The organism is Streptomyces sp. MK7, from assembly GCF_032658145.1.
Taxonomy (GTDB): Bacteria; Actinomycetota; Actinomycetes; order Streptomycetales; family Streptomycetaceae; genus Streptomyces; species Streptomyces spiralis.
In genome coordinates this window covers 60,950-74,460 of sequence record NZ_JAVACL010000011.1, presented here as the reverse complement: position 1 = coordinate 74,460, position 13,511 = coordinate 60,950, and the positions used below count along the sequence as shown (strand labels likewise).

Here is a 13,511-nt window from a genome sequence, read left to right as displayed (position 1 = left end):
TCGCTGACAGCTCCGGCAACGCCCTCACGGCGAGCCTGGTGAACGGCTCCACCGCACGCCCCGTCACGGGCGCGGACGGGGGCACCGCTCTGGCCTTGCCCGGCGGCGCGCCCGACTCCGACGGCGCGTACGTCCGTCTGCCCCGCGAAGTGCTCGGGGACGCGGCCGACCTGACGGTCTCCGCCCGGATGAAGTGGAGCGGTGACGGCTCGTCCTGGCAACGGATCTTCGACCTGGGCACCGACACCACGAAGTACCTCTTCACCACCCCGTCCGACAACGGCGGGGTGCTGCGCACCGCCGTGACCACCGGCGGAGGCGGCGCGGAGGCTCAGGTGAGCGGCTACGCGGCGCTTCCCGCGGATCAGTGGCGCACCGTCACCGTCACCCTGGACAGCTCCGCCCGGCGCATCACGACCTACCTCGACGGCGTACCCGTCTCCTCCGCCGCGACCGGCGTCAAGGCCCGCGACCTGTTGGGCGGTTCTGCCACGGCCGCCGGTTACATCGGCAAGTCGCTCCATCCGGATCCGCTGTTCAAGGGAGCGATCGACGACTTCACCGTGTGGCACACCGCGCTCACCCCGGAGCAGGTGGCCGGTACGGTCGGGCGCGTGCCCACCCTCCAGCAGCTCTCGAGGACGTCGTTCGACGTCCGCACGACGACGGGGGCCGCCCCGTCCCTCCCGGCAGCCGTCCGCTCCTCCTTCTCCGACGGCTTCGACCGCGACACGCCGATCGCCTGGGGCGCCGTGCCACCGGAGAAGTACGCCGCGCCGGGGACGTTCACGGTGGCGGGAGTCGCGGCCGGGCGTGCGGTGCGGGCGACGGTCACCGTCGTCCGCGAGGGACAACTGGAGGTCGACCTCGGCTCGGACACCGGCGCCTTCCACGGCGGCGCCTCCGGCACCCTCTACGGTGTGTACGGGCCGGACGTCCCCACCGACAACCTCATCCAAGGGATGGGCCTGCGGACCGTGTCCACCAAGGCGCAGGACGGCCCGCAGCACCCGGCGCCGACGCGCTGGAGGTGGTCAGGCCACTGGCCGACGCCACCGACGGTGACGTGTACATCTACATGACCGACATCCACCGCGGCTTCCCGTACGAGTGGCCGGGCGACACCCCCGAGGAGAAACTCAACCTCTACAAGGAGAAGATCGCGCGGCAGGTCGACCAGGTCCTGCAACTGCCCGCGAAATACCAGAAGAACATCGTCTTCGTGCCGTTCAACGAGCCCGAGGGCAACATGTTCGGCACCGGCGAGTGGAGCTACGACAAGGTCAGCTGGCTCAACGACCCGCACGACTACTTCGCCGCCTGGAACGAGGTCTGCCGGCTCATCAGGGGCAAGATGCCGAAGGCCCGCATCGCCGGTCCCAGCACCAGCGTTCTCCACGACCAGGTGAGGGGCTTCCTCACGCACACCCTGACCGCCGGCACCCTCCCCGACGTCATCACCTGGCACGAGCTGAGCCACCCCGAAGCGGTGCGCCAGAGCGTCGCCAAGTACCGGGCCTGGGAGAAGGAGTTGTTCAAGGGCACCGACCACGAGGGCACCGAACTCCCGATCAACATCAACGAGTACGCCTTCAACTACCACACCTCCGTCCCGGGCCAGATGATCCAGTGGGTCGCCGCGATCGAGGAGTCCAAGGTGGACGCCGACATCGCGTACTGGAACATCGACGGCAACCTCTCCGACTCCGCAGTCCAGTCGAACCGGGGGAACGGTCAGTGGTGGCTGCTGCACTCGTACGCCTCGATGAGCGGACACACCGTGAAGGTGACACCACCGTTCCCCGGCGAGAACTACACCCTGCAAGGCGTCGCCTCACTCGACAAGGACAAGCGGCAGGCGCGGCTGCTCTTCGGCGGCTCCACCGGCGACGGCCACATCACCTTCGACAACATCCCGAAGAAGGTCTTCGGGGACCGCGTCCACGCCTGGGTCCGGGAGATCGAGTGGAGCGGACAGATCGGCGACTCCTCCGGCCCGAAGCTGCTCACGGAGACGAACCTGAAGGTCGGTGACGACGGCAAGGCCGTCGTCGACTTCGGCGACGGCGCGCTGCCGAAGCTGAAGGAGTCCTCGGCGTACGAGATCGTCCTCAGCCCGGCCGGGAAGGCGAAGGGCACCCAGTCGCCGCCGGTGCGCCGGCAGGGTTCGTACGAGGCGGAGGACGCCGCCCACACCGGGGCCGGCTACTCGAAGAACGGCCCTGAGGGCTCACCACGTGACGTGTCGAAGTTCTGCACCTCCGGCGGCTACGACGTGGGCGGGCTGCGCACCGGCTCCGACGTCGCACTCGACTTCACGGTGGACGTGCCCGAGGACGGCACCTACGACCTGAGCGTCTTCGCCAACTCCCTCAACACCTTCGACAAGGTGAAGGAGCAGGGCCCCACCAACGTCTTCCTGCGCGTGGACGGCACGGCGGAGAGCGAGCGGGAACTGTACCTGCCGCTCGGTTACAAGTGGGTGGTCTGGGACCACACGGACACCAAGATCCACCTCACCAGGGGCAAGCACACCCTCACGCTCGCCGCGAAGAGCCTCGACGGCAAACGCGCCACCCAGGGCGACGCCATCGTCGACCGCCTCACCCTCTCCCTGCCCGAGCCTCCGGCCGCCACCCAGGTGTACGAGGGCGAACTGGCCTGGCTGGGCGGCGGGGCACAACCGGTCTACGACCTGCCGCAACACGCCGGAACCCCCGCCACGGGCTCGGGCGCCGCCCGACTCTCGCACGGCGCGACGGCCACGTTCTGGGTCTACTCCCCCGCCGACCGCGAGGCCACCCTGCGGGTCGACATGCTCGGCGCCGGCAACGCCCTGCTCTCCGTCAACGGGACGTCCTCCACCGGGCCAGGGCCAGGGCCAGCGTGGCGGTCTCCCTCTCGGGCGGCATCAACAAGGTCACGCTCACCGGAGGTTCACCCGCCACGCTCGTCGACCGCCTCACCGTCACACCCACTCAGGGCGCCCTGAAGGCGCGTACGTACGAGGCGCACGACGCCGAGCTCGCCGGCTCGGCCACGCTCACGCCGCTCTCCCAGGCCACCGACGGCACGGCGATCACCGGCATCGGCGGCGATCCCGGCAACGGCAACACCGCGACCTTCACCGTCGCCACCGACCGCACCGGCCTCTACGCCCTCCGCGTGCGGTACTCCAACCCCGAACAGTCCGAAGCCACCCACTACAACCCCGACCCGCTCGCCCGCCACGCCGACATCACCGTCAACGGCGGCGCTGTGCAACGGGTCGGCTTCCCCCACGCCTTCCACCCGAACAATTTCTGGGAGCTGACCGTCCCCGTCCACCTCACCAAGGGGCAGAACACGATCACCTTCCGCTCCGAGGAGCAGCCGAACTTCGACGGCACCACCTACGCCTCGGACACCTTCCCCGGCATCCTGCTCCGCTCCCGCTACGCTCCGCCGATCGACCGGATCACCCTCGCACCGTTCGCGCGGGAGGTGCGATGAGGTACAGGTGTGCGCAGGGACCGGCCCACCGTCCCGACCGGCACCGGCTCCTTGCTGATGCGCCCGCCGGTCACCTGACCCCGGCCTGGAACAGCGGCCCTGGGATGGACAGGTGTGCGCCGGACTGTGTGAGGGGCGAGACGGTCACGTTCACGAAGGTGATCGCGCGGGCGGGGCTGGCCAGGTCCGCCAGCCAGTCAGGCACGGAGTCGGGTGTGACGGTGACGGTACGGTCGGCCGGGAGCGGGGCGCCGCCCAGGTCTGTGAGCGTGCCGGACAGCACGCGGAGGTAGAGCGTCACCGTGTTGTCGCCGCCGTGCCCCTTGAGCGTGGACGTGGTACCGGCTCTCGTCCCCAGCCGCATCACCGCGCGGCCTTTGCCCGCGGTCATGCCGAAGCTGACGGCGTCCACCGATCGTGCGGTGAACTTCAGCGCCTCGACGGTGCCGGCTCCGCTGCGCACGGTGACCACGCCGCGGAAAGCGGCGGCGCGCAGTACGAGTCGGTCGGCGCGGAGCACCCAGGGGGCGTCCGCGGGGCGGGCCGGCGGCGGGTCGAGTGGTGGTGTGCCGGGGGACGACGGCGTGGTGCTCGTTGCCGCCGGTGCGCTACTCCCGGAGGCCTGTGCGCCGTGCGCGGGGGTGGTCACTCCGGCGTCGGGGATCGCCGACGGGGTACCGGCCGGTTCTGGGACGGCGCTCACGGGGGTCGGTGTGATGCCCGGTGACGGTGGTGCGGTGGGCGTGGGTGCCGGAAGGGCGCTCACCAGTGCCGTGGCCGTGGCTGTGCCGCCGGGGGTGGAGACCGGGTCCGTCGGCGAGGGCCAGGGGGTGGGAAGGTGCAGGGCCAAGTGCACGCTGATCAGGGCAAGCGCGCGGGCGATGGGCCGTGGCGGCCGGCCGGGCACGTGACCGGACGGCCGGGTGCGGTCCGGACGGTGGGGCTCGGGGCCGAAGCGGAGGCCGAAGGGGTGGCGGAAGAGGTGCGTCTTCCGGTGGGTGTGGTCAGGTGCCACGTCGGCTGTCTCCTGGCGGCACGGTCGTGGACTCCTGGTGCGCGGTGACGGTGGACGGTTCGGCGGCGTCGGGCGGGATCCAGGAGCAGGCCAGGCTGCCGCCGATCAGGCCGCTGATCAGCCCGAGGAACAGTCCGCCGAGGTTGGCGACGGGGAATGAGACGAGGGCGAGCAGCAGCGTGGCGATCCCCGCGAACACGCGCAGGTGGGGGCGGTACCAGAGGGTGAGTCCCAGGACGACGAGCAGAACTCCGATGATCAGGGATCCGGCACCGGATGTGGTCGAGAGGGCCAGCGGAACTCCGCCCAGGTCCAGGTCGGCGTACGGCCAGTACAGGATGGGCAGGCCCGCCACAGAGGTGAAGAGCCCTGCCCAGAAGGGGCGTTCGCCGCGCCAGGTTCTGAACCTGCGCCGGGTGTGCGCCGTGAGGGCGCGCGGCCGGGGGCGTTTGCCGGAGAGATGGGTGATCACGTGCCGTCCTGGTCAGCGGTGCCGCGTACGCGAAGAGCCGAGTGGGGTGGACGCCGGGCCCACCGCGAGTGGTCCCGCCGGGGTCAGGAGCACCGGGGTCAGGAGCATTCGTGGTGGCCCTTCTCGATCCGCAGGCGCAGGCCGGGGATGTCGAACGTGCCGGCGGAGATCGCGACCACGGTCACGTCCACATGGTGCAATGTGGCCGACTGGGCCTGCTGCCCGAAGCCGCTGGGGTCGAAGAAGCGGGAATTCCTGTCGCCCGGGTCGATCGGTCCCTTGGTGATCGCACCCTGCGCGATGCCGATGTCGATGTCCCGGAAGTCCGCCTGCCCGACCGACTCGGTCGTCGCGTCGAGGAACATGTTCGACGCCGTGGCGGGGCGTTCCTCTCCGCCGGTGATCTTCAGGGTGTGCGGGCCCAGCAGCGGCAGGTCGATCGGAACCGACTGGCACAGCCCGCTGATCGTCGCGTGCCGGGCGCCGGTGACCAGGACCGGCACTCGCTCGCCCTTCTTGGTCACGTCCACCATGACGTACATGCTGAACCCGCGGACGGTCAGCGTGTCCACTCTGACCTGGAACCTCTGACCGGAGATGAGGAACGACGCGGCGAGTGCTCCCTGGGCCATGGCGATGCCGAGGGCGGCGCAGGCTGCGACACTGGGCGTCAGGATGAGCGCGAACCGTCGCCACCGGGTTCTGCCGGCACGGTGCGACATCCTGTCTCCTTCGCTCATGACCCGCGACCCGCCGGTTCCAGGCACGGCAGACATCTGTTGTCCAGTGACGGATCCTAGGCTTGCGGTCACGTCAATCCGCTGCACGTCAGGCCCGGCGTACGGGTGATGCGACTCCCGCCGGACTCCTTCGGGCCGCGGATGTGGAGCCGGGTGAGTGACCGGACGCCACGGTCATGCCCTCCCCCCTGCGCCCTGCCAGATTCTCCACCTGGTCTTCACCAGCCTTGCCGACCGCGCCCATACCGGCCAACTCGCCCCCTGTGGCAAGGTTTTGCCCCGGTGCCACCCAGTGGGACGGCGGCAACCCGTACTCCCACCCTCGTTGACTTGCTCCTCGGGCTGAAGCCCGGGGATTCTGGCCTTCCACTCCGATGCTGTGCCGCTACGCGGCACCGGCTCCGGTCCGGATTCCGTGGCTTCCTGCTTCTCCGCGCTGTGCCGGAACAGGTCCCGGTCTTACCTTCGCTCCACAGGCCGTCACCGCCAGTCCGGCGGCCTTGATGTTCTTCGCGGCGTTGTGGTCCCGGTCGTGGACCGTGCCGCAGGCCGGGCAGGTCCACTCCCGCACGTTGAGGGGTTTACGACCGCCTGGGTGGCCGCAGGCCGAGCACACCTGGCTGGTGGGCTCGAACCGGCCGACCTTGACCAGGGTGCGGCCGTACCGGTCGGCCTTGTAGGCGAGCATGCCCACGAACTGGGCCCAGCCCGCATCGTGCACACTCCTGGCCGGCCGGGTGCGCGCCAGGCCGCCCACCGCCAGGTCCTCCACCACGACCGTTTGGTTTTCACGGATCAGCTGCGTGGAGAGCTCGGCGAGCCGATCGCGAAACGCGTCAGCTCCACGGCGCCCACGCTCACCGAGGCCGCCGAACTCGGCGAACTCCACAAGGCGAACTCGTCATAGCCGGCCGGAGCGACAGCGACGTGGTCACGCTGCACGCGCGGGACACCGGCGGCGGCTGGTCGGTGGTCGCGGCCGATGTCGATATCAAGACGGCCGAGGAGGTGTGCCTCTGGTTCGACCTCACGCACCACCACCAGGGCCGGTCGTCGGCCGGCATCGCCGCCGGCGGCCCCACCGGCCGCCACCCCGTCGACCACGTCGCGACACCCGAGGACGGGCAGATGGCCGCGGCCGAGGCGGTCTCGCTGGTCGTCGAACGGATCCGGGCCCGCCGTCTGGACTACCCCACGCAGGGGCTGGCCGCGGATCGCTTCGAAGGGGACCCGGACCTGTTCACCGCCCTCATGCGGTGACGGCCGCGCACCGGGCAACTGGTCCTCGCTGCTGCCCGGCATGCTCGACCCCGAGGCACTTCCGCCGCAGGCCGGACGGTCGAGGTGGAGATGACCGTCCCAGCGAGGCCGGGTACGTGACCTGCGCAGGGAGGCGCGGGCACCACGACCTGACCGCCGGCCGGTGATCACTCAGCAGACAGGCCGCGGCGGCCGCCCCGGTGGATACGGGGCGGCGGCCGCGGTGGAGCGGGCGGTGCGGTGTCAGGAGACGGTGCACGTGGCGCCGTTGAGGGTGAAGGCGGTGGGTGAGGCGGTGCCGGAGCCTGTCCCCTGGAATCCGAAGCCGGTGGAGCCGCCGGCCGGGATGGTTCCGTTGTAGCCCAGGTCGGTGGCGGTCACCGTCGCGCCGGACTGGGTGGTCTTGGCGTTCCACGCGCTGGTGATCTTCTGGTCGGCGGGGAAGGTCCATTTGAGCGACCAGCCGTTGACGGAGCTGCTGCCGGTGTTGCGCACGGTCACGTCCGCGGTGAAGCCGCCGGACCAGGCGTTGGCGACCTTGTAGCTGACGGAGCAGGCGGCGCCGGCCGGTGGCGTCGTCGTGGGCGGGGGCGTCGTGGGCGGGGTGGTGGTCGGCGGGGGCGTCGTGGGCGGCGTGGTCGGGTCCGACGATCCGGCGGAGGCCAGCTCATAGGCCACGTCCGGCAGGAAGGTACCCGCGGCGCCGGCGCAGCCGTCCGCCTCACCCGGGGGCTTCACCCAGAGGAAGGCGTCGATCGCCGGGTCCCCGGTGTCGGCCGTGGGGTAGTTGCCGATCGCCCGGCCGGACGGGTCGCACCATGCCCCGCCGGGGGCCGGACCGTTGCCGTTGCGGCTGGTGTCCACCACGGCGTGCAGATGGGCCGGGTTGCCCAGGGCGGCCAGCACGTTCTTGGCGAAGTTGACCTCGTTCGCCGTGGTGTTGAAGTTGGAGACGTTGGTGAAGAGGCCGTCGGCGTTGGTCAGGATGCCGGCGCCGCGCAGCCGGTTGGCCTGCTCCGAGGCGCTGTTCCAGGCCGAATGGCCGCCGTCCAGGTAGACCTTGGCGTTGGGCGAGGCGGCGTGGATGGTGGCCGCCGCCCGGGAGAGCGAGGCGAACCGGTCGGCCTGCTGCTGGGCGGAGAGGCAGGTGGTCAGGGCGATGGAGTCGGGCTCCAGGATGATGATCGACTGACCGCTGCCCAGCCCGGCGGCGAAGTTGCGCACCCAGGTGTCGTACGAGGCCAGGTCCGGCGCGCCGCCCGCGGAGGCGCCGCCGCAGTCGCGGTTGGGGATCTCGTAGACGGCCAGTACCGGCACCTGTCCGGCGGCGGCCGCGGCCGTCGTGACGGCCTTGACGTCGTTGGTGACGGTGGAGGGGCGGTAGTTGGCGAACCAGATCGCCTGCGGCTGGGAGGCGATCCGCCGGGAGATGACCGGCTGGCGGGAGTCGCCGGGGTTGGCGGCGACCCAGCGGGCGACCTGGGAGTCGGGGTCCTTGTAGAACTGGGTGCCGGCGGGGAGGCTGCCCTGCACCGCGGCGCCCGCGGTGACCATGGTGCTCAGCGCGATACCGGCGGCGGCGAGGCCTGCGGCCAGGCCGAGCGCGGTCGCCCTGCGCAGCCGCGACCCGCGCGCAGGATCAGCCGCCCCGGCCGGGTGCGGGGTGCGGATGAGGGGTGTCACAGTCGTCCTCCGTGCTCTCGGGGGAAGGGCCCCCAGGGGGTGAGGGTGGGATGCTGCGGGCATTCATGGGAGCGCTCCCGCGCAACCGGGCTGAGCCTAGCCAGCTTGACGTGGGCACGTAATCCCTTGGGCGGGATGCATTTTCCGCCATCATGGGAGCGCTCCCGAGAGGGGAGGTCACGGGGGCCGCGACCCGTCCGGCCCAAGCGCCGGCCGATGACCGAGACCCGGCACTTCGCCGACGGGACCACCTCCGAGCGACTCGGCGGGCTTCTCGGCCCGGCGGCGCCGCTCGAGCGGCCCGTACGGAATGCGACTGCCGGACCCCGGCTCGGGGCGGCCGGGCCGGGCTTGGACTTGAACCCCGACCGGGGCCGCGCAGACCGACCCGCGAGGCTCCCGAACCAACATATGGACAGCGCGTTCATTTCATGCTTATATGAACGTGCCGTTCATTTGAAGGACTGAGAGGGAGAACCCATGAGCACCCCCACCACCGACCGCGTCGCACTGGTCACCGGCGGCTCGGGCGGAATCGGCCGTGTCGTGGCCGAGCGCCTCGCCGAGGACGGCCTCGCCGTCGCAGTGCAGTACGCGGGAAACCAGACCCGGGCCGAGGACACCGTGGCCGCGATCACCGCGGCCGGCGGCCGGGCCCTCGCCGTGGGAGGCGATGTAGCCGACGAGACCGCGATGAGCACGGCGTTCGACGCGGTCGAGTCGGCCTTCGGCGGCATCGACGTGGTCGTGAACACCGCAGGCATCATGATCCTCGCGCCGATCGCGAAGCTCGACCTCGCCGACCTGGATCGCATGCACCGCACGAACATCCGCGGCACCTTCGTGGTCTCCCAGCAGGCCGCGCGCAGGATCCGCCGTGGCGGCGCGCTCGTCAACTTCTCGACCTCGGTCGTCCGCACCCAACTGCCGACCTACGGCGCCTACGTCGCCAGCAAGGCCGCGGTCGAGGGCCTGACCCTCACCTTGGCCCGTGAGCTGAGGGGCCAGGACATCACCGTCAACGCCGTCGCGCCCGGCCCCACCGCCACCCCGCTGTTCCTGGACGGCAAGGACGACGATGCCATCGCCAACTTCGCCCGGGCGACCCCGCTCGAGCGGCTCGGCCGCCCCGAGGACATCGCCGAGGTCGTCTCGTTCCTCGCCGGCCCCGCCCGCTGGGTCAACGGGCAGATCATCTACGCCAACGGCGGCCTTGCCTGACGCCTGCCGCACGCCGAGATCCCGCACCGCGCCGTCACGACCGAGAGGAACCACATCCATGTCCACCACCGGCGACATCGTCGTCATCACCGGCGCCTCCAGCGGTTTCGGGGCCCTCACCGCCCGCGCGCTGGCCGACGCCGGCCACACCGTCTACGCCGGCATGCGCCAGACCACGGGCCGCAACGCGCCCCAGGTCCAGGCCGCCGCCGACTACGCCAAGGAGCACCACGTCGACCTGCGCTCCATCGAACTCGACGTGAACTCCCAAGACTCGGTCGACACCGCCATCGCACGGATCGAGGCCGAGCACGGCCACATCGACGTGCTCATCCACAATGCCGGGCACATGGTGACCGGACCGGCCGAGGCGTTCACCCCCGCCCAGCTGGCCGAGCTCTACGACGTGAACGTACTGTCCACCCAGCGCGTCAACCGCGCCGCGCTGCCGGGCATGCGCCGGCGCGGACAAGGCCTCGTGCTCTGGGTGTCCAGCTCCAGCGTCAAAGGCGGCACCCCGCCTTACCTCGCCCCCTACTTCGCCGCCAAGGCCGCCATGGACTCCCTCGCGGTGTCCTACGCCGGTGAACTCGCCCGCTGGGGCGTGGAGACCACGATCGTCGTCCCCGGCTCGTTCACCAGCGGGACCAACCACTTCGCCCACTCCGGCCACCCCGACGACACCACCGTCGAGGCCGAATACGAGACCAGGTACGCCGGCCTGATGGACCAGGTGGCGGCCAAGCTCGCCTCCCTCGCCCCAGAGGGCGCGACCGCGTCGCTGGTCTCCGAAGAGATCGCCCGCATCGTCGCCCTGCCCGCCGGACAGCGCCCCTACCGCGTTCACGTCGACCCCGCCGACGACGGCTCCGAGGAGGTCTCCGAGATCGCCGACCGCATCCGCCGGGAATTCCTCACCCGCATCGACCTCGCCGACCTGCTCTCCGTCCAGTGACGCGACACGCCGGCTCGACCGCGGACAGCGCCCACCTGCAAACTGACGACCCCGGCAACCGAGCAGGAGCACACATGGCGAACCAGGCGGACGGCCCCGCGGGCAAGGAAGGCACCGGTCGCGGACGGGGACGCCGTCCCGCGGACGAGGTCCGCGCAGACGTCCTGCACACCGTCGGGGACCTGCTGCTCGGCGAAGGCATTGCCGCGCTCACCTTCGAACGCGTCGCCAGGGCGTCGGGCGTCAGCAAGACCACCCTCTACAAATGGTGGCCCTCCAAAGGAGCACTCGCCCTGGACGGCTACTTCCACGCCGTCCAGGAAACGCTCGCCTTTCCCGACACCGGAGACATCCGGGCCGACCTGCTCACCCAGCTTCGCGCGTTCGCTCACGTGATGACCCGGACTCCGGGCGGGCGGGTGCTGGCCGAACTGATCGGCGAGTCACAGACGGACGAGGACCTGGCCAGTGCCTACCGGCAGCTGTATTCGTCGCACCGGCGCCGGCTGGCGGGAGAACGTCTCCAGCGGGCACAGGCACGCGGCCAGATCCGCACCGACATCGACGTACAGGTCCTCGTCGACCAGCTCTGGGGCGCTGTCTACCACCGACTGCTCATCCCCGACGAACCCGTCACCGACGACTTCATCGACGCGCTCGTGAACAACCTCCTGGACGGAACGCGTCCGCGATAGTGCGGTTCGCGAGGCAGGGCAGTCGCACCAGCACGATCGGCCGGTCTGCGGGGCCAATGGCCGCCGCGGCAACGTCTACGGAGTCCGCCGGCGGGTCGGTTACGTCGCGGCGTTCTCGCACACGAGGGTTCAGGGCACGAGGAGACGGAGGCCGAGTGCTGCCGCGTCGAGGATGACCAGGTCGCGGTTGCGCTCTGGCCCACCGGCCTGAGGAAAGGTCGTCCCGGAGTCCGTTCACCGCCCGCTGCTCGGCCTCCGGTCCGACTCTGGTCCATACCGACACCGCGCGGCGCACATGGTCGTCCAGGTAACGCCTCGGGCAAGCCGACAAATTCGGGCGGGTAGTCGCGGGAGAGCCGGAAGCGCCCACGCCGGCCCGTGCCGCCGGCGTCGTACGTCCCCGGCTGGTGGCGGCGGTGCGTCAGGGGGCCGGGGTGAAGACGCTGTGCCCGGAGCCGACGGTGTACACGGCCCCGCCGTCGTGGACTCCGTACAGACGCGGGGCGTCGGCGCCGTCGGGGGCGGCGCCGACCGCGTGCGGTGCCACGTCGCCGGGACGGGCACGACGACCCGGGCGGAATGATCCGGCCACCTTGTCGTCGCCGACCCCGGCATCCCGCCGGCCGACCTCGACTCGCTCCAGGCACAAGGCGTGGACGTCATCGTGGCCGACCGGGAGCGACCGGGCGACCTGGTGCCGCCCGGGAGCCAAGATCGATTGTCAGTGGTGGGTGGAACGATAGGAGCATCGACTCGGAAAGAACGAGGGGGGAGCCGTCATGTCCGGAACCCAGAACTACATCAACCATGTCGCTCTTGTGCTGGACGCCAGTTCGTCCATGTCGCACCTGAGCCGCACGGTCGTCGAGGTCGCCGACCAGCAGATCGCGTACCTGGCCCGGCGATCGAGGGAGCTGGACCAGGAAACCCGCGTCACGGTGTACGTCTTCGCCGACAAGGTGGAGTGCGTCATCTACGACAAGGACGTGCTGCGGATGCCGTCGCTGAAGCAGCTGTACCGGGTCGGTGGCATGACCGCTCTGCTGGCGGCCGCGCTGAAGTCGCAGCGGGAGCTGGCGCAGACCGCGCAACTGTACGGCGACCACAGCTTCCTGACGTTCATACTCACCGACGGGCAGGAGAACGCCAGTCATCGCTGCCCGGACGCCCCTGCCAGGGATCCGCGTGAACTGGTCGAGGCCGTGGCCGAGATGATCAAGACGCAGGAGGACAACTGGACGCTGGCCGTCCTGGTGCCGGACCAGATGGGCAGGCGCGAGGCCATGCAGTGCGGTTTCCCGAAGGACAACGTCGCCATCTGGGACGCCACGAGCACACAGGGTCTGGAGGAGGCCGGGCATGTCATCCAGCTGGCCACCGAGAAGTTCATGGTGGGCCGCACCAAGGGCATCCGGGGATCGCGGGCGGTGTTCTCCACGGGTGCGGAGGCGGTCAACAAGGACACCATCGAGGCGGCCGGCCTCACCCCGGTGAGTCCGTCGGAGTACCAGTTGCTCCCGGTGGATCGTGAGGCGGCGATCCGGGACTGGGTCGTCGAGCGCGGGCACACCTACCGTACCGGTGGCGCGTTCTACCAGCTGAGCAAGTCGGAGAAGGTCCAGGCGCGGAAGCAGATCGCGGTGCTGGAGAAGAACACGGACCGGGTGTACACGGGGCCGGAGGCCCGAGCCCTGCTCGGCCTGCCGGACGTGGAAGTCCGCGTCAAGCCGGACCACAACGACGACTTCACCATCTTCGTGCAGAGCACCAGCGTGAACCGGAAGCTCGTGCCGAACACGCGGCTGCTGCTGATGCTCTGACGCCGTAAAATCCCCGCCCGGTCCCGGAGGCCTCGCCGGGCCGGCGTCCGTCGGTTCGGTTCCGTCAGCCGGCGTTCGGGGAAGCGTCGTTCGGCGCCGTCGGCCTGAGCGGCGCCGGACCCGCCGGCGCCCGGCGCGAGGGCACGGCGCCGGCGGCC

Annotated in this window: 14 protein-coding genes and 1 pseudogene; 9 read left to right on the top strand and 6 right to left on the bottom strand. The window is 70.7% G+C overall.

What is annotated here, in order from left to right:
• The first annotated feature begins 38 nt into the window (after window positions 1–38).
• The 3 genes from R2S09_RS15320 to R2S09_RS15310 are packed head-to-tail and all read left to right on the top strand — an operon-like array spanning window position 39 to window position 3,492.
• Complete coding sequence (locus tag R2S09_RS15320; protein WP_316741523.1) at window positions 39–1,082, top strand: LamG-like jellyroll fold domain-containing protein; 1,044 nt, start codon at window positions 39–41, stop codon at window positions 1,080–1,082.
• Window positions 1,031–2,992, top strand: a complete 1,962-nt coding sequence (locus R2S09_RS15315) for a hypothetical protein (RefSeq protein ID WP_316741521.1) — start codon at window positions 1,031–1,033, stop codon at window positions 2,990–2,992. Before R2S09_RS15320 ends, R2S09_RS15315 begins: the two co-directional genes overlap by 52 nt.
• Complete coding sequence (locus tag R2S09_RS15310; RefSeq protein ID WP_316741520.1) at window positions 2,887–3,492, top strand: hypothetical protein; 606 nt, start codon at window positions 2,887–2,889, stop codon at window positions 3,490–3,492. Before R2S09_RS15315 ends, R2S09_RS15310 begins: the two co-directional genes overlap by 106 nt.
• A 70-nt stretch (window positions 3,493–3,562) precedes the next feature.
• Here R2S09_RS15310 and R2S09_RS15305 read toward each other — a convergent pair whose 3' ends face one another.
• The 4 genes and pseudogenes from R2S09_RS15305 to R2S09_RS15290 all read right to left on the bottom strand — a co-directional run.
• Window positions 3,563–4,507, bottom strand: coding sequence for a hypothetical protein (locus tag R2S09_RS15305; RefSeq protein WP_316741518.1), 945 nt, complete (start codon window positions 4,505–4,507; stop codon window positions 3,563–3,565).
• Window positions 4,497–4,979, bottom strand: a complete 483-nt coding sequence (locus R2S09_RS15300; RefSeq protein WP_316741516.1) for a DUF6114 domain-containing protein — start codon at window positions 4,977–4,979, stop codon at window positions 4,497–4,499. Before R2S09_RS15300 ends, R2S09_RS15305 begins: the two co-directional genes overlap by 11 nt.
• A gap of 98 nt (window positions 4,980–5,077) precedes the next feature.
• Window positions 5,078–5,701: a DUF6230 family protein gene (locus R2S09_RS15295; protein ID WP_306185136.1), complete on the bottom strand. Its 624-nt coding sequence runs from the start codon at window positions 5,699–5,701 to the stop codon at window positions 5,078–5,080.
• 403 nt (window positions 5,702–6,104) lie between these two features.
• Window positions 6,105–6,560 (bottom strand): annotated as a pseudogene (locus tag R2S09_RS15290) (RNA-guided endonuclease InsQ/TnpB family protein); the annotation flags it as partial.
• Between R2S09_RS15290 and R2S09_RS40570 the strand changes: the two are divergent.
• Both R2S09_RS40570 and R2S09_RS15285 read left to right on the top strand, forming a co-directional pair.
• Window positions 6,501–6,626, top strand: a complete 126-nt coding sequence (locus R2S09_RS40570) for a hypothetical protein (protein ID WP_372337650.1) — start codon at window positions 6,501–6,503, stop codon at window positions 6,624–6,626. The pseudogene R2S09_RS15290 and the gene R2S09_RS40570 overlap by 60 nt on opposite strands.
• A 20-nt stretch (window positions 6,627–6,646) precedes the next feature.
• On the top strand, window positions 6,647–6,979 hold the full coding sequence (locus tag R2S09_RS15285) for a hypothetical protein (RefSeq protein ID WP_316741514.1): 333 nt from the start codon (window positions 6,647–6,649) through the stop codon (window positions 6,977–6,979).
• Between the two features lie 243 nt (window positions 6,980–7,222).
• On the opposite strand, the gene R2S09_RS15280 is transcribed toward R2S09_RS15285, so the two are convergent.
• On the bottom strand, window positions 7,223–8,662 hold the full coding sequence (locus tag R2S09_RS15280) for a glycoside hydrolase family 6 protein (RefSeq protein ID WP_306185140.1): 1,440 nt from the start codon (window positions 8,660–8,662) through the stop codon (window positions 7,223–7,225).
• A gap of 480 nt (window positions 8,663–9,142) precedes the next feature.
• On the opposite strand from R2S09_RS15280, the gene R2S09_RS15275 reads away from it, so the two are divergent.
• From R2S09_RS15275 to R2S09_RS15265, 3 genes are all read left to right on the top strand, one after another.
• Window positions 9,143–9,883 carry an SDR family oxidoreductase gene (locus R2S09_RS15275; protein ID WP_306185141.1) on the top strand — a complete coding sequence of 247 codons (741 nt, stop codon included), beginning with the start codon at window positions 9,143–9,145 and terminating at the stop codon, window positions 9,881–9,883.
• 58 nt (window positions 9,884–9,941) lie between these two features.
• Complete coding sequence (locus R2S09_RS15270) at window positions 9,942–10,838, top strand: SDR family oxidoreductase (protein WP_306185143.1); 897 nt, start codon at window positions 9,942–9,944, stop codon at window positions 10,836–10,838.
• A gap of 74 nt (window positions 10,839–10,912) precedes the next feature.
• Window positions 10,913–11,533 carry a TetR/AcrR family transcriptional regulator gene (locus R2S09_RS15265; protein ID WP_306185145.1) on the top strand — a complete coding sequence of 207 codons (621 nt, stop codon included), beginning with the start codon at window positions 10,913–10,915 and terminating at the stop codon, window positions 11,531–11,533.
• Window positions 11,534–11,954: 421 nt separating this feature from the next.
• On the opposite strand, the gene R2S09_RS15255 is transcribed toward R2S09_RS15265, so the two are convergent.
• A complete protein-coding gene (locus R2S09_RS15255) occupies window positions 11,955–12,245 on the bottom strand; it encodes a hypothetical protein (RefSeq protein WP_316741624.1) in 291 nt (96 codons plus the stop codon).
• A gap of 67 nt (window positions 12,246–12,312) precedes the next feature.
• Here R2S09_RS15255 and R2S09_RS15250 point away from each other — a divergent pair, with 67 nt between their 5' ends.
• Window positions 12,313–13,353: a vWA domain-containing protein gene (locus R2S09_RS15250; protein ID WP_316741512.1), complete on the top strand. Its 1,041-nt coding sequence runs from the start codon at window positions 12,313–12,315 to the stop codon at window positions 13,351–13,353.
• Window positions 13,354–13,511: the final 158 nt, after the last annotated feature.

Excerpts from the sequence above, each read along its gene's own strand:
- R2S09_RS15295 (WP_306185136.1), bottom strand. The coding sequence starts at position 5,701 with ATGTCGCACCGTGCCGGCAGAACCCGGTGGCGACGGTTCGCGCTCATC.
- R2S09_RS15275 (WP_306185141.1), top strand. The coding sequence starts at position 9,143 with ATGAGCACCCCCACCACCGACCGCGTCGCACTGGTCACCGGCGGCTCG.
- R2S09_RS15270 (WP_306185143.1), top strand. The coding sequence starts at position 9,942 with ATGTCCACCACCGGCGACATCGTCGTCATCACCGGCGCCTCCAGCGGT.
- R2S09_RS15265 (WP_306185145.1), top strand. The coding sequence starts at position 10,913 with ATGGCGAACCAGGCGGACGGCCCCGCGGGCAAGGAAGGCACCGGTCGC.
- R2S09_RS15250 (WP_316741512.1), top strand. The coding sequence starts at position 12,313 with ATGTCCGGAACCCAGAACTACATCAACCATGTCGCTCTTGTGCTGGAC.